The organism is Avibacterium sp. 21-595, from assembly GCF_023611905.1.
Classification (GTDB): domain Bacteria; phylum Pseudomonadota; class Gammaproteobacteria; order Enterobacterales; family Pasteurellaceae; genus Avibacterium.
Genome location: NZ_CP091455.1, coordinates 371280 through 395212, shown reverse-complemented (window position 1 = coordinate 395212; position 23933 = coordinate 371280). Strand labels below are relative to the sequence as shown.

Annotated in this window: 29 protein-coding genes; 9 read left to right on the top strand and 20 right to left on the bottom strand. The window is 41.5% G+C overall.

The genetic code is table 11. The features are described from left to right. The 19 genes from fabG to L4F92_RS01765 form a co-directional block, all read right to left on the bottom strand. On the bottom strand, positions 1–729 hold the full coding sequence (gene fabG / locus L4F92_RS01855) for a 3-oxoacyl-ACP reductase FabG (RefSeq protein ID WP_250363995.1): 729 nt from the start codon (positions 727–729) through the stop codon (positions 1–3). Beyond that, positions 726–1181, bottom strand: a complete 456-nt coding sequence (locus L4F92_RS01850) for an ApeP family dehydratase (protein ID WP_250363994.1) — start codon at positions 1179–1181, stop codon at positions 726–728. The genes fabG and L4F92_RS01850 overlap by 4 nt, the downstream gene beginning before the upstream one ends. Then, on the bottom strand, positions 1174–2394 hold the full coding sequence (locus tag L4F92_RS01845) for a beta-ketoacyl-ACP synthase (protein ID WP_250363993.1): 1221 nt from the start codon (positions 2392–2394) through the stop codon (positions 1174–1176). The genes L4F92_RS01850 and L4F92_RS01845 overlap by 8 nt, the downstream gene beginning before the upstream one ends. An 8-nt stretch (positions 2395–2402) precedes the next feature. Further along, positions 2403–2909 carry a DUF3261 domain-containing protein gene (locus L4F92_RS01840; protein ID WP_250363992.1) on the bottom strand — a complete coding sequence of 169 codons (507 nt, stop codon included), beginning with the start codon at positions 2907–2909 and terminating at the stop codon, positions 2403–2405. A 107-nt stretch (positions 2910–3016) separates the two neighbouring features. Beyond that, positions 3017–4255, bottom strand: a complete 1239-nt coding sequence (locus tag L4F92_RS01835) for an NAD(P)/FAD-dependent oxidoreductase (protein WP_250363991.1) — start codon at positions 4253–4255, stop codon at positions 3017–3019. A 27-nt stretch (positions 4256–4282) separates the two neighbouring features. Next, positions 4283–6610, bottom strand: coding sequence for an MMPL family transporter (locus tag L4F92_RS01830; RefSeq protein ID WP_250363990.1), 2328 nt, complete (start codon positions 6608–6610; stop codon positions 4283–4285). A gap of 17 nt (positions 6611–6627) precedes the next feature. Next, positions 6628–7212: an outer membrane lipoprotein carrier protein LolA gene (locus tag L4F92_RS01825; RefSeq protein ID WP_250363989.1), complete on the bottom strand. Its 585-nt coding sequence runs from the start codon at positions 7210–7212 to the stop codon at positions 6628–6630. A 14-nt stretch (positions 7213–7226) separates the two neighbouring features. Beyond that, a complete protein-coding gene (locus L4F92_RS01820; RefSeq protein WP_250351037.1) occupies positions 7227–7673 on the bottom strand; it encodes an acyl-CoA thioesterase in 447 nt (148 codons plus the stop codon). Then, complete coding sequence (locus L4F92_RS01815) at positions 7670–8602, bottom strand: LpxL/LpxP family acyltransferase (protein ID WP_250363988.1); 933 nt, start codon at positions 8600–8602, stop codon at positions 7670–7672. Before L4F92_RS01815 ends, L4F92_RS01820 begins: the two co-directional genes overlap by 4 nt. Further along, complete coding sequence (locus tag L4F92_RS01810; protein WP_250363987.1) at positions 8599–9324, bottom strand: glycosyltransferase family 2 protein; 726 nt, start codon at positions 9322–9324, stop codon at positions 8599–8601. The genes L4F92_RS01815 and L4F92_RS01810 overlap by 4 nt, the downstream gene beginning before the upstream one ends. After that, positions 9317–10642 carry an AMP-binding protein gene (locus L4F92_RS01805; protein ID WP_250363986.1) on the bottom strand — a complete coding sequence of 442 codons (1326 nt, stop codon included), beginning with the start codon at positions 10640–10642 and terminating at the stop codon, positions 9317–9319. The genes L4F92_RS01810 and L4F92_RS01805 overlap by 8 nt, the downstream gene beginning before the upstream one ends. Beyond that, entirely contained in the window at positions 10632–11195 is a 564-nt protein-coding gene (locus tag L4F92_RS01800) for a hypothetical protein (RefSeq protein ID WP_250351041.1), read from the bottom strand. Before L4F92_RS01800 ends, L4F92_RS01805 begins: the two co-directional genes overlap by 11 nt. 4 nt (positions 11196–11199) lie before the next feature. Continuing rightward, positions 11200–12861, bottom strand: a complete 1662-nt coding sequence (locus L4F92_RS01795) for an AMP-binding protein (protein WP_250363985.1) — start codon at positions 12859–12861, stop codon at positions 11200–11202. Continuing rightward, complete coding sequence (locus L4F92_RS01790) at positions 12854–13132, bottom strand: acyl carrier protein (protein ID WP_250351608.1); 279 nt, start codon at positions 13130–13132, stop codon at positions 12854–12856. The genes L4F92_RS01795 and L4F92_RS01790 overlap by 8 nt, the downstream gene beginning before the upstream one ends. An 8-nt stretch (positions 13133–13140) precedes the next feature. Further along, complete coding sequence (locus tag L4F92_RS01785) at positions 13141–13398, bottom strand: phosphopantetheine-binding protein (protein ID WP_250351043.1); 258 nt, start codon at positions 13396–13398, stop codon at positions 13141–13143. Positions 13399–13411: 13 nt separating this feature from the next. Continuing rightward, positions 13412–14164, bottom strand: a complete 753-nt coding sequence (locus tag L4F92_RS01780; protein WP_250363984.1) for a lysophospholipid acyltransferase family protein — start codon at positions 14162–14164, stop codon at positions 13412–13414. Next, positions 14149–14901, bottom strand: coding sequence for a beta-ketoacyl synthase chain length factor (locus L4F92_RS01775; protein WP_250363983.1), 753 nt, complete (start codon positions 14899–14901; stop codon positions 14149–14151). The genes L4F92_RS01780 and L4F92_RS01775 overlap by 16 nt, the downstream gene beginning before the upstream one ends. Before the next feature lie 6 nt (positions 14902–14907). Beyond that, positions 14908–15303, bottom strand: a complete 396-nt coding sequence (locus L4F92_RS01770) for a hypothetical protein (RefSeq protein ID WP_250363982.1) — start codon at positions 15301–15303, stop codon at positions 14908–14910. 63 nt (positions 15304–15366) lie between these two features. After that, the gene (locus tag L4F92_RS01765) at positions 15367–15780 is read right to left on the bottom strand and encodes a hypothetical protein (RefSeq protein ID WP_250363981.1); all 414 of its coding nucleotides are present in this window, start codon (positions 15778–15780) and stop codon (positions 15367–15369) included. A gap of 140 nt (positions 15781–15920) precedes the next feature. Here L4F92_RS01765 and L4F92_RS01760 point away from each other — a divergent pair, with 140 nt between their 5' ends. The 4 genes from L4F92_RS01760 (at position 15921) to L4F92_RS01745 (ending at position 18964) form a co-directional block, all read left to right on the top strand. Beyond that, on the top strand, positions 15921–16346 hold the full coding sequence (locus L4F92_RS01760; protein WP_250351047.1) for an excinuclease ABC subunit A: 426 nt from the start codon (positions 15921–15923) through the stop codon (positions 16344–16346). Positions 16347–16483: 137 nt separating this feature from the next. Next, the gene (locus L4F92_RS01755; RefSeq protein ID WP_250363980.1) at positions 16484–17410 is read left to right on the top strand and encodes a dialkylrecorsinol condensing enzyme; all 927 of its coding nucleotides are present in this window, start codon (positions 16484–16486) and stop codon (positions 17408–17410) included. 2 nt (positions 17411–17412) lie between these two features. Next, positions 17413–18576, top strand: coding sequence for a beta-ketoacyl-ACP synthase III (locus tag L4F92_RS01750; protein ID WP_250364531.1), 1164 nt, complete (start codon positions 17413–17415; stop codon positions 18574–18576). After that, positions 18563–18964: a hypothetical protein gene (locus L4F92_RS01745; RefSeq protein WP_250363979.1), complete on the top strand. Its 402-nt coding sequence runs from the start codon at positions 18563–18565 to the stop codon at positions 18962–18964. Before L4F92_RS01750 ends, L4F92_RS01745 begins: the two co-directional genes overlap by 14 nt. A 20-nt stretch (positions 18965–18984) precedes the next feature. Here L4F92_RS01745 and L4F92_RS01740 read toward each other — a convergent pair whose 3' ends face one another. Continuing rightward, the gene (locus tag L4F92_RS01740) at positions 18985–19521 is read right to left on the bottom strand and encodes a hypothetical protein (RefSeq protein WP_250363978.1); all 537 of its coding nucleotides are present in this window, start codon (positions 19519–19521) and stop codon (positions 18985–18987) included. Positions 19522–19618: 97 nt separating this feature from the next. Between L4F92_RS01740 and L4F92_RS01735 the strand changes: the two genes are divergently transcribed. Genes L4F92_RS01735 through L4F92_RS01715 form a run of 5 tightly spaced genes read left to right on the top strand, consistent with a single transcriptional unit; the run spans position 19619 to position 23933 of the window. Beyond that, a complete protein-coding gene (locus L4F92_RS01735) occupies positions 19619–20620 on the top strand; it encodes a BtrH N-terminal domain-containing protein (protein ID WP_250363977.1) in 1002 nt (333 codons plus the stop codon). Between the two features lie 7 nt (positions 20621–20627). Beyond that, the gene (locus L4F92_RS01730; RefSeq protein ID WP_250364530.1) at positions 20628–21350 is read left to right on the top strand and encodes an ABC transporter ATP-binding protein; all 723 of its coding nucleotides are present in this window, start codon (positions 20628–20630) and stop codon (positions 21348–21350) included. Further along, on the top strand, positions 21344–22588 hold the full coding sequence (locus L4F92_RS01725) for an ABC transporter permease (protein WP_250363976.1): 1245 nt from the start codon (positions 21344–21346) through the stop codon (positions 22586–22588). Before L4F92_RS01730 ends, L4F92_RS01725 begins: the two co-directional genes overlap by 7 nt. Continuing rightward, complete coding sequence (locus tag L4F92_RS01720; RefSeq protein WP_250363975.1) at positions 22588–22872, top strand: acyl carrier protein; 285 nt, start codon at positions 22588–22590, stop codon at positions 22870–22872. The genes L4F92_RS01725 and L4F92_RS01720 overlap by 1 nt, the downstream gene beginning before the upstream one ends. Before the next feature lie 2 nt (positions 22873–22874). Beyond that, positions 22875–23933: a beta-ketoacyl synthase N-terminal-like domain-containing protein gene (locus L4F92_RS01715; protein WP_250363974.1), complete on the top strand. Its 1059-nt coding sequence runs from the start codon at positions 22875–22877 to the stop codon at positions 23931–23933.

The following is a 23933-nucleotide window of genomic DNA, read 5'->3' as shown; positions in this document are numbered from 1 at the left end:
TTAGCATAATCCGCCATTCACGGCGATAACTTGACGAGTAATATAGCCTGCTTTTTCGTTCATTAAGAAATCAACGGCGTGTGCTACCTCTTCTGGTTCCCCCATTCTTGCTGCGGGAATCGCTTTGAGAATCTCTTCAACAGGCACATTTTCATCTAAAATTTCTGTATTGATTAATCCGGGAGCCACACAATTTACCGTAATTTTACGTTTTGCTAATTCCACCGCAAGCGCTTTTGCCGCACCAATAATACCTGCTTTTGAGGCACTATAATTGACTTGCCCACGATTTCCTATTAAACCAGAAACAGACGTGATACATACAATTCGCCCAGCTTTTCGACGGCGAATCATTGGCATCATAATAGGGTGAAGAACATTGTAAAAGCCATCTAAATTCGTGCGTAATACAATATCCCAATCTTCATCCGTTAAAGCAGGAAAGGCATTATCTCGGGTTAATCCCGCATTCAGTACCACCCCGTAGTAAGCACCAAATTGTTCTACATCTGCCAGTAATTTTCGTGCGGTATTATCACGATCACTCACATCAAATTGCAAAATACGGGCATTGCGTCCCATCGCACGAATTTGTTCGGCAACGGTTTCCGCTTCCGTAAGTCGGCTACGGCAATGCAACACAATATCAAACCCCGATTGCGCCAGTTGTAATGCAATGGCTTTGCCAATACCACGACTAGAACCTGTAATTAATACGCTATCTGTCATACTTTTCTCTCTTTTGGTGGACGCAATACATTCAGCGTTCCTTCAATAATCAGTTCATTTGTATTTTTATTTCGTAGTTGGCAGTCAAACACGCCAAAACCGGTATCATCTTCAAGGGAGCGATGAATACGAATTTCTAATGTACTACCAACAGGAATAGCCTGTTGATAAATATGCAATTTTCTTGTTCCAAGCCAATAACCTAAGCCAATAGGTTGCCCTGCTCGAACGCATTTACACCCCGCCCAAGCAGCAATGCCCTGCGCCATAATTTCTGCCCCGACAAAACTGGCTAACTTGCCGTTTTTTAGCAAAATATGATCCGCACTCACTTGTGCTTGTGCCACCAGAAAATCTTCCCCAACTTCATCAAGTTGTTGTAATAGCACCATTTCACCACTATGCGGTAACAGTGGCGCAATATTGGTAATTGGGCAGGTTAAATCAAACATCGCATTCTCCTAAAATGAGTACGGTATTATTACCGCCAAAAGCAAACGAACTACTTGCCCCAATCCGTTTTTCCTGTTGCCAACGACTATTTGTGTCGGTAATTGCAACCTTAGGTAAAGTAGGATCTGGCTCACCGTCCCATAATTGGGGTGGTAATTTCCCTTCTGGATTGAAATCAGGATGAATCATTCCCCATAAAATGGCTGCCTCTACGGCACCTGCTGCGCCTAATGTATGTCCTGTGTATGGTTTTGTTGTAGTGCAAGAGGTATGTTCACCAAACACATTATGCACAGCGAGAATTTCCATTTGATCATTATGAATAGTGCCTGTACCGTGCAAATTGATCCAACCGATTTCATCTGCCGCAAGCTGACTATTTGCTAAAGCCGCACGAAATGCGGCAATTGCGCCTTCGCCTTCTGGATGTGGTGAAGACATATGATAAGCATCACTGCTTGCCCCATAGCCAAGTAATTCTACTGATTGTCCGAAAGGCTGTTTAGATAGCACAAACATTGCCGCTCCTTCACCAATATTAATGCCTTTACGGTTTGCAGAAAGTGGATTCGTCTGGCTATCGGATAATACCGATAAGGATTGAAAGCCTTTGATCGTTAAAGGGGATAAGGTATCCACGCCGCCACAAATCACCGCATCACACAGATTATTTTTCAATAATCGTGCCGCACTCATCAAGGCTCTCGCACCGGAAGTACAAGCAGTAGAAATGCCATAACATAATCCACTCAAACCATATTGCCACGCCACAAAATCTGCAGGTGCAGAGAAATATTGTTGTTGCTGTTTAAAAGGAACTTTCGACCAATCTTGATGTTCCGCCGCTTGCTTAAACAGCTCAATATTTTCATCTACTCCTGTGGTAGAGGTACCAACCACGACTGCAATGCGATGTTTACCGAACGTCTGAATAGCTTGCTCAATCTGCGTTTCCAGCTGTGCCAAACAATGCCACAACAATTGATTATTACGGCTACGATGCGCTGCTGGAACAGTCTTTGGGAACGGGCGAAGTGGCACATCCACTGCGCCATACATTCGTGCATTATCTAGCAATCCATTTTCACTAAATGGCGTATCACACAAACTTAATGTAGAAGGTGCGTCAGATAATAACGTTGAAATATGGGCAGACAGCCCTTCGCCTAAACTACTCACCACCGCAGGTTGCGATAAATACAATTTACTCACATTATTCCTTAATTTAGTAAAGTTACACGCCAATGGCTATTGTCGGTTAAATCAATTTTCCACACAGGAGATTGCCCTTCAATCGACCAAACAGGCTTATGATTAATAAAATAAACTTGTCGCTTACCTTGCATTTCCACCTTGCTAAATGGAAAAAGCGGGAAATCTGGATATAACGCCGTTGCTATTGCAGAAAACAACCATTTTGCCTGCGGGTTTGGCATAACAAAGCCATCATTTTGCCAACCTTGTGGCGTTAAAACCACCCTTGCCAAAGGCGCACCAAGAGGATCGGTTTGCACCCAACGCCATTGTCTAGGTTGATATTGTAAGGCAAGTAAACTTTGTTGCTGAGAGCGATGTTGCTCGTCTTGCCATTCAATCTTAAATAATTGGCTACTTGGCGTATTGGTTGGGAAATTTTGCGCTTGTGGTAAACTTTGGCAGCCCATCACGCCACAGAATACAACAGCAATAAACCAAGCTCGCCATTGACTTATTCTTTTTATCATCATATTAAGTGCGGTTGTTTTTTTACTTTTTTCGATTGTAGCATTTCTTTTTAGATCAATGAACAGGGATAAAATTCTCAAAAATCGCACCGCACTTTATTTCCTCTTTTTTATTTATCTTGGCTTGCTGTGCCACAAAACTCAGCCAACGCGGCAAGGCGTTGTGTAGATTTTGCCACAAATGGATTCGCACTATCCCACGCATACCCAGCTAAAATGGAAGAAATCATACGACGAATTTCGGGCTGTGGATCTTTCGCATACACCACATTTTGAAATGAGCCGTCATACCAACCATTCACATAAGTGCGAAACGCATCTACACCAAGCATTAGCGGATCGGCAAATTCTTTTTGCCAGTCCACAATATCACCGTTGAGTTGTCGCACGATCAAAGGGACAGCAAGATGTGCGGAATGCAATGCGATCGTAACCCCCGATGAAAAAACAGGATCTAAAAATTCCGCTGCATTCCCTAATAAAGCAAAGCGCTCTCCGTGCAAGGTTTTTACATTCGCAGAATAACCTTGAATATGACGATAAGGGAAATCATTGTCCCACACGGCATTTTTTAATATGCGTTTTAGCATTGGGCATTCTAATGCAAATTTTTTTAACACCTGTTCGTCATCGCCCTCAAGGGTCTCAGGCAAACCAACCACACCAATAGAACAACGATTATCGGCAAAAGGAATAAGCCATAACCATACATCTCGGTGTTCTGGATGAGTCGTAATAAGAATTTTGTTTCGATCAAACTCAGGATCATCAATATTGTCATCAATATGGGTGAAACGCGCCACTCGGGCTGGCAAGTGTGAAGGTAACTCCAAATCTAATAAGCGTGGCAATACGCGCCCGTAACCACTTGCATCAAGAACAAATTTCGCGTTCAAATTGTAGCTTTCGCCTTTATCGTTGCGCACCTGTAATTGCACGCCATCATTTTGTGTTTCAAAAGCTAATACTTCATTGCCAAAACGGACATCAACGCCACGTTTTGCCACTTCATCAATTAAAATTTTATCAAAAATCCCCCGTCTGACTTGGAAAGTTGTACCAGCCCCCGCGGTAAATTTATCGGTAAAATCAAAATAAGTATAACGATTGCCCCAAGTGAAAGCAGCGCCGTTTTTAAATTGGAAACTCGGTTCGCGATTTACTGCCTCAAGCAATTCAGCTTCACGCAAAATTTCCATACAATAAGGTAGTAAGCTTTCACCAATGACAAAACGAGGAAAATATTGCTTCTCTAATACACATACCGATACCCCTTGTTTTGCTAATAATGCAGCCGCCACGGAACCTGACGGGCCAGCACCAATAATCGCGACATCATATTGACTCATTTTTTGCTCCCTAAAAAGTCATTGTTATTATTTACGATACATCATAAATGCGATACTCACCGCACAGATCACGCCAATACTCACGCTCAACCCAAACAATGCCACAGCGGGCGTATGGCTTAGGGTGAGCAAGCCGAAAGAAATTAGCGTCGTACTTGCAGCAAGTACAATCGCAAATTGCTTATGGGCATTTAACCCAGAAACACTTTGCAAATATGCAACATAATCCACAGCAATAGCAGAAACCAACAACATTCCAAACATTGCAAACAAGCTGATGGGTAAACCAAGCCAACCGAAAATCCCCAAGGTGGTAAGCACCGCAAAAACGGGGACAAATAACATTTTTCCACTCGCTTTGGCACCGAAATAACGCAACAACAATAAACCTGCTAAGACAAAAGAAAGTAATTTTAGCCACACGGCTTGATTACGAGTTTGCTGGAAAGCTTGGTTTAAGTGGCTACGCTTGTCTTGCCAGAAAATATCGTGATGATTGGCAAGTTGTGATAAGGCTTGGTGGTCGCCTTTATTAACAGGGATAATCGCGGCTTTTTGTCCCGCTATCTGCCCTAAATACAAACTTTGCCACCCCTGTCCTAATGGCGTATTCAATGCCGCTTGCAAAGAAAGTGCTGGCTGATGAACTAATCCTTTCAGTTGTTGTTGCACAATTTCAGCAGGAATACCCATTGCACTGAGTGGTGCATAATCCTGTGATGATAAGTGTTGCAATTGTTGTGCGAAAATACGTTGTTGTTTTTCACTCATTAGCCATTGGCTTAAAGATTGATAACTTTCTAGCTGCTGTTGCTGTTTGGCTTGTTCTAATTGACGATCAAGTGCGGTGATTTTTTCGAGTAATTTTTCGTCATTTTCCGCTAAAACTAAAAAATATTGCCCACTTAATTGCATTCTTGTTAATTCACCAATTTTTTGTGCTTGGCTAACTAAATTCGGTGATAATGCCACCCACTGACGAATATCATCTTGCCACTTAGATTGGACAATTCCTCCCGCAACAAAGAGGGCGAATATGCCTATCAAGGCTTTTCGGTAAAGCAAAAACATTTGAAAAAAGCGCCGCACTTGATAAAAAGCGTATAACAACTTTGTTGGGCGTTTATTCTGATAATGGAGAAAAAAATCGGGTAATAAAAGTTGCGTAAACAGCACCGCTGCCAGTAACGCCGCCGCTGAAAATAAGGCGGTTTGCTGTAATATAGGCAATGAAGTAAAACCAAGCAACGCATAACCTAGCAACGTGACCAATAAACTCACACTAAAGGTGAGGTGTAGTTTTTGCATTGCTCGCTTTGCTTGCCAACGGTGAGAAAGCAATGAGCCAGAAAGCCAATGCAATGGAAAGTCAATCAATACGCCAATTAAACTTGTGCCAATGACGAGGGTTAAAATATGCACTTGCCCAAACCAAGCAAGGGTTGCGACCACGCCCACTAACACACCTGCCACAATAGGTAAAAATAACCATAACACTTGTAGCGAGCGAAATACCACCAGCAACAGCGTTAAGGTTAATCCCACCCCAAAGCCACTCATTAATTGGCTTTCTCGCTCTGCACTTTGCTTGGCTTGCAAGGCAAATAGGCTTGCGCCTGTGATATTCATTTCTGCCCCTTGTGAGTGCGCAAGTTGCTGATTTTGTTCAATCAGTTGTAGCAATGCTAAAGGGGGAGTAAGCCAGTTTTGAGGGGTTAATTCCCCTTGTAATAATATCCAGCTTTTTCCCTGCCCATTCACGCTAAGCACACCACTTTCTGCTTGCCATTGTACATTACTCTGTGGCTGTGCTTGTGCAAGCGTAAATCGTCCAAAACCGAGCCAATCTTGATCCAACGGCAATATACTTTGTGCTGCAAAAGGATTGCTCATTTGCTGCGCATATTGCTGGAAATATTGATGAGGTTGCTGAATTAATTGAGTGCGAATATGGGCGGGTAACGTGGCAAAAGCGAGGGTTTTCACTGCTTGGCGAAGTATATTAAGATCAGGCTGGAACTCACTGTTCACCTGACGAAATAAACCACTCTGACGCCAACGTTGAGCAATTTCCCGTGAAAGTTGAATCCCATTATCAAGCGAGCTTGCACCAATCAGTGCAATGATTTTCCCATTTAACCGCTGTTCTTGCTGTTTATCAACTTGCTGTTGTATGGTTTGCCATTGCTGATCTTCTGGCAATAATGCTTGTAAATCAGTTTGCAGCCAATTACCACGCAAAATAAACATCACCAGTGTAATTATGCAAAACACCAAGCTCATTACATACGCAATACGAATTGCCATAGAAAAAAGTGCGGTGGAAAATTTTGATGTTTTGACTGACTGCGACATTTTAGGTACTCATTTTTCTATTCTAGTGCTTGTTTCACCGCGGATGATAATGGCTGATTAAGCTGAATATGCTGAAAGTAAATTTTTGTGCTATCACCTTGTACTTCATTCAGTTGCATTGCCGTTACGCTCTGATTTCCCTGTACAATAATTGAAGTAAAGATCTGTTTCATTAAGAGCGAATTTGGCGTAAGTTGCAATGTCCATTGTTTGGCATTACCACTTAATGCAAAATCAAAATGGCTTTTTAGCCCCGACAAATCCCCCGATAACAAGCCTAAAAACAGACGAATTTGTTGCGATTGCGCCATATTTCCGTTAGCAACCCAACCTTGCCCACTCCATTGCGCAATACCCTGTGGGGTAATCCGTAATTCTGTGTGAAAAGGCTGTGTCATTTGCCACAACAAGCCTTTTTCTGCTACTAATGTAAAGTTTCCTTTAGTTTCAATAGGTTGTGGCAATGCTTTAAGAAAACGCTGCTGTACAAAATCTCCTTGTACCGTATGACTTTGCTGAAGTTGAGCGATAAGATCTTGCTCAGAAAACGCCCAAAGAGGCAAACTGACTATCCATAATAATAACGCAAAATATTTTTTCATCTTTCCTATTCCAATTAAGCGAGAGGTTGAAAGCCTTTATATGCCTCAAACGCCTTTCGCCAATTTTCCGTTGCTTCTAATTGCATCTCGCCCGTTTTGGCGTCCACCACCACTTGTGTCGTACTGGCTACGGTGAGTTTTTTGCCTGTTTGTAAATCGCTAATTACATAGTCGATGCGTAGGCAAGTATCGTATTCCAATACCGAAAGGGTAACACGAATTTTTTGGCGAAAAAGTGCCGGACGAACGTATTTCACATTCAGTTGCACAATGGGCCAACCATAGCCGTCGGCACGGATATGATCGTAAGTGTAACCAATCTCTTCTAACAATGCACAGCGTGCCATTTCAAAATATTTGATGTAATGCCCGTGCCACATAATATGTGCGGAATCCACATCAAAAAATGGGATCTCGTAATCAGATTGATGTTGGCAATAAATATGTTTTTTTGTTTTCATTTTTGTTCGTCATTCCAAAAATCGTAAAAATTGAACCATTGCAATGGCTGTTCTCGGCACGCTTGCGCCAAGACATCAGCATATTGTTGCATTGCCTGCTGAATGTGTTGCTGACGGGCAATACCTCGTCCTGAAATGGCTGAGCTGAATCGGCGAAGTTTTAATTGATAACGCCCTTGCGACTTCACACAAAACACCGTATTAAGTGGTGCTTTGAGCAATGCCGAAAGCAACCAAGCCCCTTGCGGAAAATCGGCTGACTTACCAAGAAAATTGACTTTTTCGGTTTTATCACCACGCACCGGAATCCGATCAGCGGCAATGGCAATCCATTCACCTCGCTCTAACCGTTGGTGCAATTCAAACATTTTTTGTGCATCTAAATCCATTACCTGAATAACGGGAAGGGCTTTAGCGCCGGCTTTTTCTAAGGCGTCATTGAATGCCTCAGCGTGATGACTATGCACTAATACATTCAGCACAAAATTAGGGTGATGTCCACTATCTACTAACGCGCGACAAATTTCAATATTACCAAAATGGGAACACAATAAAATTTGCCCACGGTTTTGATGATCAATATCGTGATAAAGATTATCCGCATCATCAATGTGTAAATCACGATAATGAATTTTATTTTGCCACACCGCAAAGCGATCGGTAATCGCGACACCAAAGGTTAAAAACTGGCGAAAAACCGCCCAACGAGGTAACCTCGTGTCAGGAAAAGTTTGGCATAAACGTTGCTGATATTCCGCAATATATTGGCGGGCTTTCTTTGATGTAACAAAAAAATAGCTCACCACGACAAAGGTAGCAATGCGGATCGCCCACAAAGGCAGATATGCCACAATCAAGCGTGTTAAGTTGAGAAAGAAACGCGTTCCACGCTCCTGCTGTTTTGCCCAATGTTTATCTGCTTGGCTCATAACGGCTTGCCTTGTATCATTCGCCATACCATCTGCCAAAAAAGTTTGGTGTGCATTTTGCTGATTTTCCAATTATCCGCAAAAGCCCGAAAATGAGATGTGCCATTCTTATCATAACGAACGGGGGTATCCACCCATACCATTGGGATTTGATACCAATGGGCTTTGACAATAATTTCAATATCGAAATCCATACGATCGCCAATTTTTTCCTGCTTCAATAAATTGATCATTGCTTCCACAGGATAGAGCCGAAAACCACACATTCCATCTAAAATATCGCGTGAATGGGTGTGGATAGCATTCCAAAAATCGGTAATTTTTCTACCATATAAACGAGCCTTAGGTGCATCCTCACCATAGATTGGACGCCCACAAATAAGTGCGGTGGGATTTTCAGCACTTTTTTGCAAAAAGATTGCCACATCAGAAAGCTGATGCTGTCCGTCTGCATCGACTTGTACGGCATAGGCAAAACCCTGTTCCCACGCTAATTGAAATCCCACTTTCATTGCCGCCCCTTTTCCCCCATTTTGTGGGCAAAAATGGACTTGAATACCCTCTTGCTGAGCAAGCGTATGCAGTACGGTTTTATGAGAAGCTGTTGAGCCATCGTCAATAATCAACACGGGCAAATCAAGTTGGCGTAGCTGATTTGCAACAGCGCTAACCGTGGTTGAATGATTGTAATGAGGGATAAGCACAATTACCTGTTTATTCATTAGCGAATTCCTCTTGCTGGCTAAGAAAAACTTGCTCGAAATCAGCGTTTAAAATTTTTGATTGACTATTGCGTGGCAATTTGTCGGTAAAACGCCAAAAACGGGGTAAGCCTGCCGCTTCTTGATTTTGGCTCAGGTGTTGGCGCAGTGAATGAATCACCGCGTTACGCCCTTGAGTGCGGTAAACTTTCAATCCTTCTTCCGTTAACGCGACCCAAGCCGCAGGACGAGCCTGATTTGGGTGCTTTGCCACAAAGCAATCAATGACCCAAGAATGCTGCTGCAAGGCTTGTTCTATATTGACCAGAGAAATACGTTTGTCGCCCAGTTTTACAATGCGGTCAGTGCGTCCTAACAGTAAAAAGCGCTCGCCGTGCATTTGTACCATATCAGCCATAATTTCTGGTTTATCAAGCCAAGGCGAATTAACCCAAAGCGTTTCATTTTCTGTTAATCCTACCTTTGTTACCACTGTCGATGTCCATAACGTCTCTTGTTCTCGAAACGCGATTGCACCAGTTTCAGTACTACCGTAACATTCGATCATTCGGCAACCTAGCATATCGTGGATACGTTGTGCGGTCTCTGAAGGCAAAGGAGAACCAGCTGAAATGACAGCACGAATACCGCAACGAGCCAGTTTGGTATCTTTTAAATTAAGGTGAGTAAGCAATGCAGGGCTACTCACCCACAATACATTCTCTGCTTGTAAACTTTCGCTCATCAAATATTCGGGATAATGGTATTGCAAACGAGCGATAGACCAACCAAGATAGAGCGGTAAGAAAATACGGTAGGATAAACCATAATGATGTTGCGCGGAGACACTTGATACCACATAAAGTGGCCTATCCGCTGAAAACTTGATAGTGTCAGCAATAGCTTGTGCTTCCTGCCACATTTTTTTCGCTGTTTTGATCAAAACTTTTGGTTCGCCACTACTGCCTGAGGTTTTAAGCCAAATTTCGCTTTGACAATCAGGATCAATTAACGGTTGCGCGAGGGTTTCTGCTTCTACCTGTTGTTCTAAACCGAAGGCAGCAACACGCTCATTATCCATCAGCATTGCATTTTCTCGTGCAAGCCATTGTTGGTTTTCTGCTAATAAATTAGGTGGCAATAACACGCGCACTTTTGCCTGAAAACACGCCAACAACACGCACGCCATCTGTGCGGCATCATCAAGCCATAAGCCTAAGCTATGCACCTGTTGCTGTTGTAATTGCTGACTAATTTGCCAAGCTCGTAAGGTAAAATCTTGCTTTGACCAAGGCGGATTTAAGGTAATATCCTTGATTGCTGAAAAATTAATTTGCATGATATTTTTTTACTCGTTGTCGAATGATCCATTCAATGCCCATAATCAATCCAATGAATACATAGGAAATCACCCCTGAATATAATGCCCAATAATCATAATATTGTCCCAATATGAGTGCAGTCGTCACCACAATATTAATAATAAAAACAATGCACCACACTTGGGTTACGGTTCGGGTGTAACGCACACCTTTATCGGTTAAATTTGGCTCTTGTAAGCGCGCTAAACGTTCTACAAAAGTCTGCGATTGCCATAAACTGCTTGCAAACAATAGCAACATTAATCCGTTAATAATCACTGGATACCAAAACATTCCCACTAAAGCACGCGTGCCGGCAATCACCGCTAAAATTAACGCTAAGCAAAAGGAAAAATAACGCTGCGTTGATGGGGGTTGTTGCCATCCTTTCACCGCCCATAAGAGTGCCATTACCCACGGTAGATAATATAAAATGGGGCTATCTGCCCCTTGCCACCAAAAAAAAATGGGAAAAGCCACCGCACTTATTGCAAGGAATAAGGTGATAAGAACGGAAGTGAAAGCTTTCATTATATTATTCCGTTAAAATTGCTACACCACTACAGCAAGTTTCTTCTGCTACCTTGAGCTGGAAAGCCATTCGTCGCTTTTCAGGTTGCCAAGTAAGCGAAAGTTCAAACTCATCATTTGGACGTAAAAAATGCTGGAACTTCAAACGATCAATGCTCGAAAACGTTGGGGTATGCCCTAAAAAGTCTTGCATTTTTTCGCTGATCCATTGTAATTCGATCACCCCCGGCACTAAGGGAAATTCAGCGAAATGGTCTTTTAAGAAACGCAATTCCAACGGCACTTTGCCTTTTATCACATATTGATTCTGATCACACGCTGGCGCTGACCAAATGGGATCAAGCACAGTTTCCACACAAATCTGATTAAAGGCTAATTTATTAATTTTCGATTGACTATTGCGGGGTAATTTATCAGTAAAACGCCAAAAACGTGGAATAGCTGACTTATCTTGATTTGCTGCTACGGCTTGTTTCAGTTGTGCAATGACTGCACGACGGCCTTGTTCACGAAAGGCGTTAATGCCCACTTCCGTCAATCCTACCCAAGCGGCTAAACGATTTTGTTCTGGATGACGTGCAATATAACAATCCGCTACAAAAGGATGCTGCAATAATTGACGTTCAATACTCACTAAAGATGTGCGTTTATCGCCGATTTTTACAATGCGATCACAGCGTCCGAGTAAACGAAAACCCGAGCCTTCAAATTCTACGACATCTGCCGTTTGCTCACGCCCAGAAATCCAATCGGCTTCAATCCACAAGGCAGCTTGTTCATCTTGTCCGAGCTGGCTCTTTGGCAACCGTTGCCAAAGATGAATATCATCACGGATAGCAATAGGCCCTGTTTCCGTACTACCATAAATTTCCACCACAGGGGCGTGAATTGCCGTACGAATTTGCGTTGATACGTCATCAGCCAATGCACCGCCTGAAGAAACCACACCTTGCAAACTTGCTGGCATAGCCATTTTATCCCAAGCAATACTTGATAACATCGCAGGACTGCTCACTAACACCGCATTTTCTGATTGGTTAAGTGCCGACTTAATACATTCAGGATAAAACAGTTGCTTACGTCCTATTTGCCACCCTAACACTAAAGCCATCATAATATGCACGGTTAACCCATAAACGTGCTGAATGCTTACGGTGCTAATTGCACGCCACTGATTATCTGCAGGAAACGGTAAAGCATCGGCTAACACTTGCGCACTTCGCCACATTTGTTGAGCCGTTTTGACAATGGTCTTTGCTTCTCCTGTACTGCCAGAGGTTTTCAGCCAAATTTCCGTTTGTGCATTACGATCAAAGTGCGGTGCAAATTTTTCTTCTTTTGGAATAACCCTATCCTGACCAAACGCACCAAAGGATACTTTTGAAGGCAGTGTTGCCTCGTTATCACATAACCAAAACTGCGCGTGCTGAGCAACCCATTCAAGGCTTTCTTCAGTTAAATTAGGCGGAAAAAGTACGCGTACATCAGCCTGCCACGCGGCAAGTAAGGTACAGGCAAGATTGGCACCGTCTTCTAGCCAAACAGCGATAGATTTCACGTTTTGCTGTTTGAAAGCTTGTGCCATTTGTAACGCTTTATAAGCAAAGTCGCCATAACGCCAATCAGGTTGTGTAGCGATAAGGCTGTGTTCCGTATAATTAGGCATTCTGTGAATCGTCAGTGGCTTGTTGGGTTTGTTGGCTCATTTTTAACACGGCTTGCACCACATCATTTACGGTACGCACATTGCGAAAATCTTCAGGTTTCACTTTGTATCCCGTGTTACGTTTGATGTAATCAATTAAATCAATGGCATCAATGCTATCAATTTCCAGATCTTCATAAAGATGGGTTTCTGGTGTGATTTTATTTGGATCAATTTCAAAGAGAGAAACCAAAGCCTCAGAGAGTAAGCCCTGAATTTGTTGTTCTGTCATCATCGTTATTAACCTTGTTGTGAACGAATAAAGGCGGCTAAAGTATTAACATTCGTGAAGTGATCGCGTAACGCGTGCTGTTCACTATCTAATTGTAAATTAAAGGCTTTTTGTACAGCTAAACCGAGTTCAAGTGCATCAACGGAATCTAAACCTAAGCCCTCATCACTGAAAAGCAATGTTTCATTTTCAATATCTTCTGGGCTGATGTCTTCTAATGCTAAACTTTCGATAATGATATTTTTAAGTTGTTGTTCTAATTCCATTTTATTTATCCTTTTATTGAGTTTGAGAATTAAAATAATCGTTTAAATATTGTGTTAGGCGACGTGCCGCCAAAGGTAAAGGCTTTTCAGCAAGCCAAATTTGTGGATCGATATCATCGCCCACAGAAAGCGTATAAGTAATGCGCGTTTTAGGAAGTTGATACCAAGGTTGCCCTTTCTTGAAATTCAGTGGACGCATTTTTATCACTACCGGCGTAATAATTTTCGCACTGCGTAAACCAATTGATACCGCACCACGGTTCAGTTTTACCACGCCATCCCAACCGGTTCTTGTTCCTTCAGGGAAAAGCAAAATTGCTTGTTCTTTCAGCACGTTATCACATTGTTCTAACAGCTCAAGAGATTCCGTATTCGGCAAAAATCCACAAGCCAGAATTTGATTTCGCATTGTGGGGTTGTGTAATAAATCTTGTTTTACAATGCAATTTAACTCTGGCGTTTTCGCTAAAGTAAGCACGACATCAAGTAAAGAAGGATGATTAGCGATCACTAATTGTCCCGCACGTCCTAATTTTTCAAACCCCTGATAGGTTACTTCTAGCACACCACTCCAAACGCAAAAGCGAATAAAATAATACCAAATTTTCCCAACAAAACGACGCACTTTTAATTGTGTGGCTAAATTTTGTGGGCGACGTGCATAAGGGTATAGAATCAACTGCAATAATGTTCCTGCAACGCCCCAAAAAGCGAAACCTATGGCGGTAGCAAGAAAACGGCGTAACCAATCTACTTTTTCTGCCATAACCAAACCTCTCCACGGGAGCTTAACGTTTGCCACTGAGATTGGTCTAAATATTGTTGCTGCACCCAAAATAACGCATTGTCACCACACTTTTGTGCGGGTTCAACGCCTTCCTCAGCACGATGTAAGCTAAGTTGGTATTGATCGCCTTTTTCTACGACTAAGGCTAACGCATAACCAAAAGGCTGACGAACCACAGGTTGTGCATTATATTGTTCCGCCAATGGCGATTCTGCCACGACGACAAGCACTCGTTGTTGTCCTTCTTGCAACAATAAGTAAGCTTCAAGTAATGCGACTTCTAAATTATCTTGTTGTGCCATAATTGCCGTGGTTTCTGCTTTTACTTGGCGCATTTCTGACCATTGTCCAACCAACGCATTATGCACAGATAAATTAAAGGATGTGGGTGAAATATCACCTTCGCTTAAAAGACTATGCCACAGAGCAAAATTGCGATTAATTTCACTATTCGCAGAAGCATAAACCACGGGGATATTAGGCTGTTCTTCCATAAGATCCCACGCTGCTTCAAAAAATAAGCGCGCCAATTCACTTAAACGTCGCCGTTTTAATGGGGGTAAAAAGGCTAACTTAGGAGCAAAAGGTTGCCATAAGTGGCTATTTTGCCTCCAATGTTGTTCGCCTAATTGCCAATCTTGGGGGGAAAGCTCACGGTTAGTCACCACTTTCCATCCTCTTAGCGAAAAATTAAACTGACAAATTGCGGTGTTCATTGATTATTATCTAAATAATGTGTTAATCATTACATCAGTTTGGCTTTGTAAATCCAGCTTCACTCGATTTTGGCGCTTGTTATACGCAACAAGACCAACAATTCGATTATTTTGCTCAACAGTCAAACGAGCTCGCCCAATAATAGTCTGGTTATTACGCAAGCTCACTCTTAAAATGGAACTACAGTTTGCTAATTCATTTGGTTTAGCAAAATATGCACGAATTCCACGCTTTTGCAAACTCGCCAAAATAGCATTAGAAAAACCCACGGGTGCGTGTGTCAAATCTGCGGCTACACACAATGGCTGTTTTAGCAATGGCACAGGAACTGGTACGGGATCTGCTGACATACAACCAGTTAAAACGAACGCTAATGAGCTTATTGCAAGCAATTTTTTCATCGTCACATCCTTTAAATATCTCAGTAAGAAACTCAGCAAATTTACGATTAAGAATAGGGAATATTATTGAAATAATTCGTTAATCATTAAATCGGTTTGACCTTGTAAACCCACTTCTTTTACACGCTCCGCTTCATCACCGCCTCTTCTATAAGTAACAAAGCCAAGCACTTGCTTATCTTGTTGAACTTTTAAACTCGCACGGGCAATAATGGCACGGTTACCACGAACATTCGCTTTTAAAATAGATTCGCAACTTGCTAACTCATTGAATTTAACAAAGCGTGCTTTAATACCACGTTTTTTTAAGCTCGCTAAAATTGCGTCAGAAAAATCTTCAGGTGCTTTTCGCAAATCTGCGGTAACGCATAATGGCTGTTTAAGACTCGCTAATTGCACAGGTTGCGAATCCTTAATCCCTGCTGCACACCCTACTAAAGTGACGGCACAGAAACAAATTGAGAATAATTTTTTCATTATAAAAACCTAACCATTTATTAATAAAAAATATTGTGGAAGTTTACCTTAATTTACGCTAAATTACCAAACACAAAGCAACCGTTTACATAAGATCAAATTAAGGTATTTAATCTATCTAATAAAAACAAGGAAAAATTATGAAACATTCAGTAAAATTTGCCATTGCTTTCACCACACTCTTACTTGCTGCTTGCGCACCAAGAGATACCACTCATTATTACTCCATTCAGGAAGCGTTGAATTCCCCTGAAGCGAAAGAGGTATTAGATCCCAAAATTAAACTCTATTTCGGCAGACCTGCACCGGGTTCGACCGTAAAAGCAGGTATGGTCAGTAATCGTAAAACAAATGCAGCAAATAAAAGTGATGAGAAATCTTGCCAATGGGCGTTCCTAACCGTAGTGAAACAATTCCAAGATACGGCAAAAAAACATCGTGCCACGAAAGTGGGCAATATCATCAGCTTCTATAAGAAAAACCCTTATCGCAGCACAACGCAATATGAATGTCACGCAGGAAATCTAATGAGCGGTGTTGCCTTGAAAGGCGATATTGTTCGCTAATTTATTTCATTAAGTGCGGTCAAAAATTGGGAAATTTTACACCGCACTTGATATTTTATCTGGCTTGACAAGCACATTATCAAATTTATAATTTTGCGCCGAATTTTATCGGTGTATGCTTTGTAGTACTTAACTTTATGGTCACGCATTCAGCTAAACATATTCTTGTCGTTTCTTATTCGCAAACAGGGCAACTTTCTCGCTTAGTGGAAAGTTTTCTACAACCAATACGCACTCAACAAGACATTTCAATTGAAGAATATCAGGTGAAACCGCAACAGGATTATATTTTTCCGTGGAAATTTATCCCATTTTTTAATACCTTTCCTGAAAGTGTTCACTTACAACCTGCGCCCATTGAAACACCAACACTGCAACGTAGGCAATATGATTTAGTCATTATTGCATATAGTGTTTGGTTTCTTTCTCCATCTCAACCGATTACCGCGTTCTTACAAAGTGAACAAGCTAAACAGATATTGTATAACACACCTGTCGTTACCTTAATCGGCTGCCGTAATATGTGGTTAATGGCGCAAGAAAAAGTCAAAGCATTATTAAATCAAGCTGGCGCAATACTGGTTGGTAATATCGTTAAAACGGATCAATCTAACGCGTGGGCAAGTTTTATCACCACGCCATTATGGCTGTTTACAGGTAAAAAGCGTCCTTATGAGTGGTTACCTAGCGCAGGCATTAGTGAAGAAAATATTGCCGATATGCAGCGATTTGGTGGCAAACTTGCAGAAAAGTTAGCGGAAAATGTCTCGCTCAATCAACCCCTGTTTCAGCATATGGGCGCAGTGCAAATTGATGAGAAACTGATGATGAGTGAAAAAGTCGGACACCGTAGCTTTTATTTATGGGGTAAGCTATTACTTAAGTGCGGTCAAATTTCACCACGTTTGCGCCAAGCTGTGTTATATGTTTATATTGCTTTTTTAGTCTTATTAATTATTACCGTCGTGCCAATTTCCGCTCTCATTAAGCGCTTATTAAAACCATTATTAAAAGAAAAACTTGAGCGCCAAAAACGCTATTTTGCTGCCCCATCTGGAGAATAATGATGTCGCAACTTTCTGAGGTTTATATTAATTCAGTGGCAAGTTTTTTGCCAAATAATCCTGTTACCAATAATCAAATGGAAGCCGTATTGGGAATGGTCGGTGATGTTCCTTCCCGTGTTCGCAATATGATTTTACGCTCAAATGCGATTCGCACGCGTTATTACGCCATTGACCCACAAACACGGCAAGCCACGCACAGCAGCACAGAACTTGCAGTCTGTGCTATTGAAAAATTAGTGGCGCAAGGCGTGGATATAAATCAGCTTGACTGTTTAGCCTGTGGCACCTCTTATCCGGATCAAATTATGCCGGGACAAGGGGTAATGGTTCACGGCTTAATTTCCAATGCGCCAGCTTGCGAAGTGCTAACTACCGCAGGCGTTTGCGTGGCGGGAATGGCAGCGATGAAACACGCCTATAATGGAATTCGCACAAGGGAACATCAAAATGCGATTGCGGTGGCATCTGAAGCCGCCTCAGCAGTAATGCGTAGCGAAAATTTTCGTCCTGAGATTAATCAAAAACAACTTGATAATGCAAAGCCTGAAATTGGCTTTGAAAAAGATTTTTTACGCTGGATGCTTTCAGACGGCGCAGGAGCAGCACAACTAAGCCATCGCCCAAATCCAACAGGCATTAGTTTTAAAATTCATTGGATTGATCTCGTCTCTTACGCCAATGAAATGCCTGTGTGTATGTACGCAGGCGCAGAAATCGACAATGGCAAGTTTGTTAGTTGGAAGACGGTGGATAGCCAATATCGCGACACACATAGCCTAATGGCAATTAAACAAGATGTAAAATTGCTCAACGAAAATATTGTGAAATATACCGTCGAAAAAGCCTTAATTCGCTTAATTGACAAATATCAACTCCGTGCTGAAAATATTGATTATTTCTTACCGCACTATTCTTCGGGCTTTTTTCGTAACAAATTATCGGAAGGTTTACAACGTATTCAGTTTGATATTCCACAAGAAAAATGGTTTACCAACCTTGCCGAAAAAGGAAACACGGGATCGGCGTCTATTTACATTATTTTAGAAGAATTTATGCGCACTTTCCCACTCAAAAATGGTCAGAAAGTGTTATGTTATATCCCCGAGAGCGGTCGTTTTTCCTCTTGTTTTATGTTGCTTGAGGTGGTGAATGGATCTGAATGACATTCCACAAGATGATAGCCGCATTTTCCGTGGACAGAAAAAGATCATCTACGCCACCCAAAATGGGCATTATCAAGCTAGCACAAGCACAGGCTGGCAAACGGAAGAATTTGCTACTCAGCAAGCCGTGGAAGCCCTTAAGCAACAAACAGAACAAGCCTTACAGGCGGTTAAAAACGGGCAAAAATCAGTGTTGTACTATTTAATGTATAAATATCGTTTTGATGAACAATCCCTCGCCCAAGCCACCGGCTTTTGGCAATGGCAAATAAAACGGCATTTTAGGCCTGAGGTTTGGAATAATCTACCAATTAAAAAATTAGCAAAGTATGCAGAAACATTTGGGATTAGCATAAATAACATTTGGGCATTACCAGAGGACATCTGATAACACCCAAATATGATTAATTATTTCTTAGAACGTTTTTTCATCATTTCGTTAAATGCTTCAACAAATTGGTTTACGTTATCTGATGCGGTAACGATACGAGAACGAGTATGACGTTGAGAGCCAGAGAAGAAAAATTTATCACTTTCTCCTTTGTTAAAGATTTTCTTGGTGAAAATTTGGTTAGAATTTTGATCAGTTACAGTATATTCAATTTCCATTGTTCCAGGAAATCTTCTCATACTCCAAGCTGCTTGATTTGCCTGTAATATATGTGCGTGGATTTTATAATAGCCTTTTCCGTTTGGTGTGAAAATATTTGCGTTGTTTAATGCTGTCTTTAGGCTACCATAAACTAGCTTATCAATGCCAACAGCTGTAGCTTGTCGTGCAAGTCGATCATTCATATCAACTTCAACCGTATAATCTTGTTTTACCAACGGTTGAGCATTAGGCTCTGTTTTATTTAATAATGAAGGGTCTGCTTGCAAAGTCATACAACCAGTTAAAATTAATGTTGATAAAAATAATATTCCTGACATAAATAATTTTTTCATAACGAGAAAACTCCTTAAAGATGATGTAATATAAAATAAGAGAAATTATTATACATTTTAAATAGTAAAAAATCCGTGTTATAAATCAATTTTACAAATGAACAATAACTTTTCCCACCAACACACTGCCCATTGCGAAAGTGGCGTGATGTCCACCTTACTCAAATCGCAAGGGGTTAATTTCAATGAAGCGATGGTATTTGGCTTGGCATCGGCATTGACCTTTGTTTATATTCCACTCATCAAAATTAGCGGAATGCCGTTAATTTCTTATCGAATGCCACCGGGGGTAATGCTTAAAAAAGTGTCAAAAGTATTAAAAGGAAAACTTGCGTTAAAACGATTTCGTTCACCACAACAAGGGCAACAAGCCTTGGATAAGGCTTTAGCGCAAGGAAAGCTGGTGGGGTTGCAAACTTCAGTGTTTTGGCTGCCTTATTTTCCGCCCGAAATGCGTTTTCATTTTAATGCACATAATTTGTTAGTTTATGGCAAACAGGAGAATGAATATTTAATTAGCGATCCTGTCTTTGAGCAAGTACAGCGCTGTGCGGCACAAGATTTACAACGCGCCCGTTTCGCAAAAGGCGCATTAGCGGCAAAAGGGTTAATGTATTATTGGAAAACTTCGCCAAATTTGACCGCACTTGATCTACCCGCCATATTGCGAAAAGTGATTCGCAAAAATGCCAAACAAATGCTCGCACCGCTTTGGTTTGTTGGTGTGCGCGGAATGTTTTCTCTTGCAAAACAAATCGAAAAATTTGCTCACAGCAAACAAAGTGAAAAATACAAAAAACTCTTCCTTGGTCACATCGTGCGAATGCAAGAAGAAATTGGCACAGGTGGCGCGGGCTTTCGCTATATTTATGCCTACTTCCTAGAGCAAGCGGCAGAAATCTGCCAAGAGCCAAAATTCAAACAAGCCTCACAACAAATGACAGAAATTGGTGATCAATGGCGACAATTTGCCAGCCTTTGCGTGAAGCAATGCCGGCAGCCAACAGCACAAGGCTATCAAGATTTAGCAGAAAGATTACGTCAGATTGCTCAGCAAGAGCGTCAATTATGGCAACAATTAGCTCAATCCAAAGGATAATTCTATGATGTTGCAAATTGAAAATCTTTATCATCGTTATCCACAAAGCCAAGAATTCGCTTTACAAAACATTCAGTTGGATATTTCTCAAGGACAAGCAATCGGTTTGCTTGGTCCTAACGGCGCTGGGAAGACAACATTGATGTCTTTACTTTGTGGATTGCTGGCGGTGCAGCAAGGACAGATTTATTTTGAGGGTGTACCATTTCACAAATTGAGCAAACAACAGCGTCATCAACTTTCTTTGGTGCCACAGGATTTTGCATTTTATCCTTTATTAACGGTATGGGAAAATTTAAAATTTTTCGCCGCACTTTATCATATCAATGATAAAAACTGGCTCATTGAATTATTAGAAAAAGTCGGGCTAACTTCTTATAAATCTAAATTAGCAAAACATTTATCAGGCGGATTAAAACGCCGCTTAAATTTTGCTATTGGTTTAATTAATCGTCCAAAGGTGATTTTTTTAGATGAAATCACCGTAGGTATTGATCCTCAATCCCGCCAATTTATTTTAAATTCCGTAGCAGAATTAACTCAGCAAGGCATCACGGTAATTTACACGTCGCATTATCTGCAAGAAATTGAACAACTATGCGATCAATTAGTTTTACTCAATGAAGGTAAACTCATTTATCAAGGAGAAATAAAGGGAATGCTTGCTGAAGGGCAAAGTCTTGAGCATTTTTATTTGGATTTTTTACAACAAGCGGGGAACAAATGCTAATTGCTGCAATGTTCAAAGAATTACGCCTATTAAGCCGCGATCTGCACGGTGTGGCAGTGTTATTTATTATGCCGATTTTATTTATGTTGATTATGTCAGCCGCACTCAGCAGTGAAAATGAACTAGGTAATCGTGGCGAAATTTTGCTGCTTGGTACGCCAAATGATCCCCTAAATGACGGATTTTTTACCACACTACAACAAGAGGAATTGCTCGTAAAACAAGGAAATATCGCTCAATTAGAGGTATATCAACAAGATTTACTACAAGAAAAATTTGCGTTGATTGTAGTAAATCCCAATCAAGATAAAAATGCACTAAAAGAAGAACAGCCTTTACAACTTTGGCTTAATCCCAGTGTGGATCGGGCGTGGTTGCTTGGCGTTAAAGGCATCCTGCAAAAGCATTACAGCCAGCAACGACTTGAGCGTTATTCCAAAGATAATCACATTGTATTGAAACACAATCAACGCAATCCAGTAAAACGCATTCAGCAAGAAGTCAATCAAGCATTAGATAAAAAATTCGATGAAATTAATACTTATTTAGCACAAGAGCGCTGGCAAGAAATTTATCTTAATCGCCAAGGGAAAACGGTCAATCAGCCCAATGCTGTGCAGCATAGCGTGCCTGCGTGGTTAATTTTTGGGATGTTTTTTATTATGATCCCCCTTTCCAACGTAATGGCGATGGAGCGACAAACCAACACGCTCACGCGTTTACGTTTAGCAAGAGCCTCAAGTCTGAGGCTGATTTTAGCAAAATTAGTGCCGTATTTTTTGATCAATCAATGCCAATTTATTGGAATGATTGCCTTAGGCTATTGGGTGCTACCAATGCTTGCTATGCCTGCGTTTAGCTTAAATGGTGAATGGTGGTATTATGCGGTGCTGTCGGCTGCGGTAAGCCTTTCTGCGCTAGGCTATGGTTTATTAATTAGTGTGATTGCACGCACAACTGAACAGGCTGTGGTGCTAGGAGGCGGTGGCATTATCATTATGGCTGCCATTGGTGGCATTATGGTGCCAACTTATGTAATGCCTGATATGATGCAAGAAATCGCCCAATTTTCACCAATGGGTTGGGCATTAACAGCATTTCAGCAACTATTATTAAATCAGGCTACGTTAATGCAAATTCAGCCTGAACTTTGGCTTTTAACGGGTTTTGGTGCTGTGATGCTCTTCATCGCCGTGCTGATTTACGCCCATCAACTCAAAACACAAGCGAGATTTTAATGAGCTATATTTTTACTCTCAGCCAACCTGAGCTAGAACAACAACTGAAAAACTTGATCGTGCAAGAAAGCGATAAAATGGACATCGATCCCAGCGCGATCAGCGATGATGAGCCATTATTTGGTGAACAAAGCCGTATCCAGTTAGACTCTCTAGATGCACTACAAATTGCGGTGGCACTACAAGCTCACTTTAAAGTGAGGTTAAATGGCGACCGAATGGTGCGTAAACATATGATGAATATTCGTGATTTAGCCCACTTTATCCGTCACCAACATTCTTAACAATGCCGAAAGTCTATCTCACCGCAGCGAGCCAACAAAATGCACAAACTGCTAAGCTTAATCCTTGGCAGCAATCTTCAATGCTTGGGCAAAGCCAGCATTTGCCTTATTTTCGTGCTTTTGAGCAACCCTTGCTGAATTTCGATCAACTTTGCACTTATTTAGAACAGCATATTGACAAGGTATTAACGCAACGCGGTTGGCAAGCCGATACACTGCAAAATACCCCCATTCTTTTAGGCTCAACGGCGTATTTAATGAGTGATTGCGAATTTCGTTGGCATAATAATCAGCCTTTACCGCAAGAATACAGCCTAGCGCTTATCGCAGAACGTTTAAAAACACGCTATCAAACGCCTGTTTTCAGCGTTGCGACCTCTTGCACTTCCTCTGCACAAGCAATGGGCTATGCTTATCAAATGATTGAGCAAGGGCAATGTCAGCGTGCTTTGGTGGTTGGTTTTGAAATGTTTAACCGCTTAACCTTTGAACATTTCAATGCAATGCACTTATTGGCAGACGATTTGCCCTATCAACCTTTTGAACAGCATAATGGTATTATTTTAGGGGAAGGAATCGCTTGCGTGGCATTGGAAAATCAACCAAATCCAGAGAAAAAGCTAGAAATTTCTGCCATCAGCACGATTACGGATCACCATAATCTAACCAATAGCTCCGCAGAGGTATTGACTCAACTGATTGCAAATTGTTTGCATAAAGCAGGATTACAATCTCATCAACTAGCTGGCATTAAAGTTCACGCAGTGGGCGGAAACAGCGATGAAATGGAAATCGCGTTTTTGCAACAACAGTTTCCGAGCATTCCTTGCTTATTAGCCAAACCGTACCTTGGACATAGTTTAGGTGCAAGTGGTGCAATGGAAACTGCGTGGCTTTGGCAACAATTACAGCAAGATAAAACAAATTACTTAACCATCCCCCCACAAGGGGCAATAGAAAAGCAAACGCAACCGCTTTCTACGGGCTATTATTTGAACTACTTTTTAGGCTTTGGTGGCAGTAATATTGCTTGGATTCTTCACTGGCAAGGAAAAGAGTAA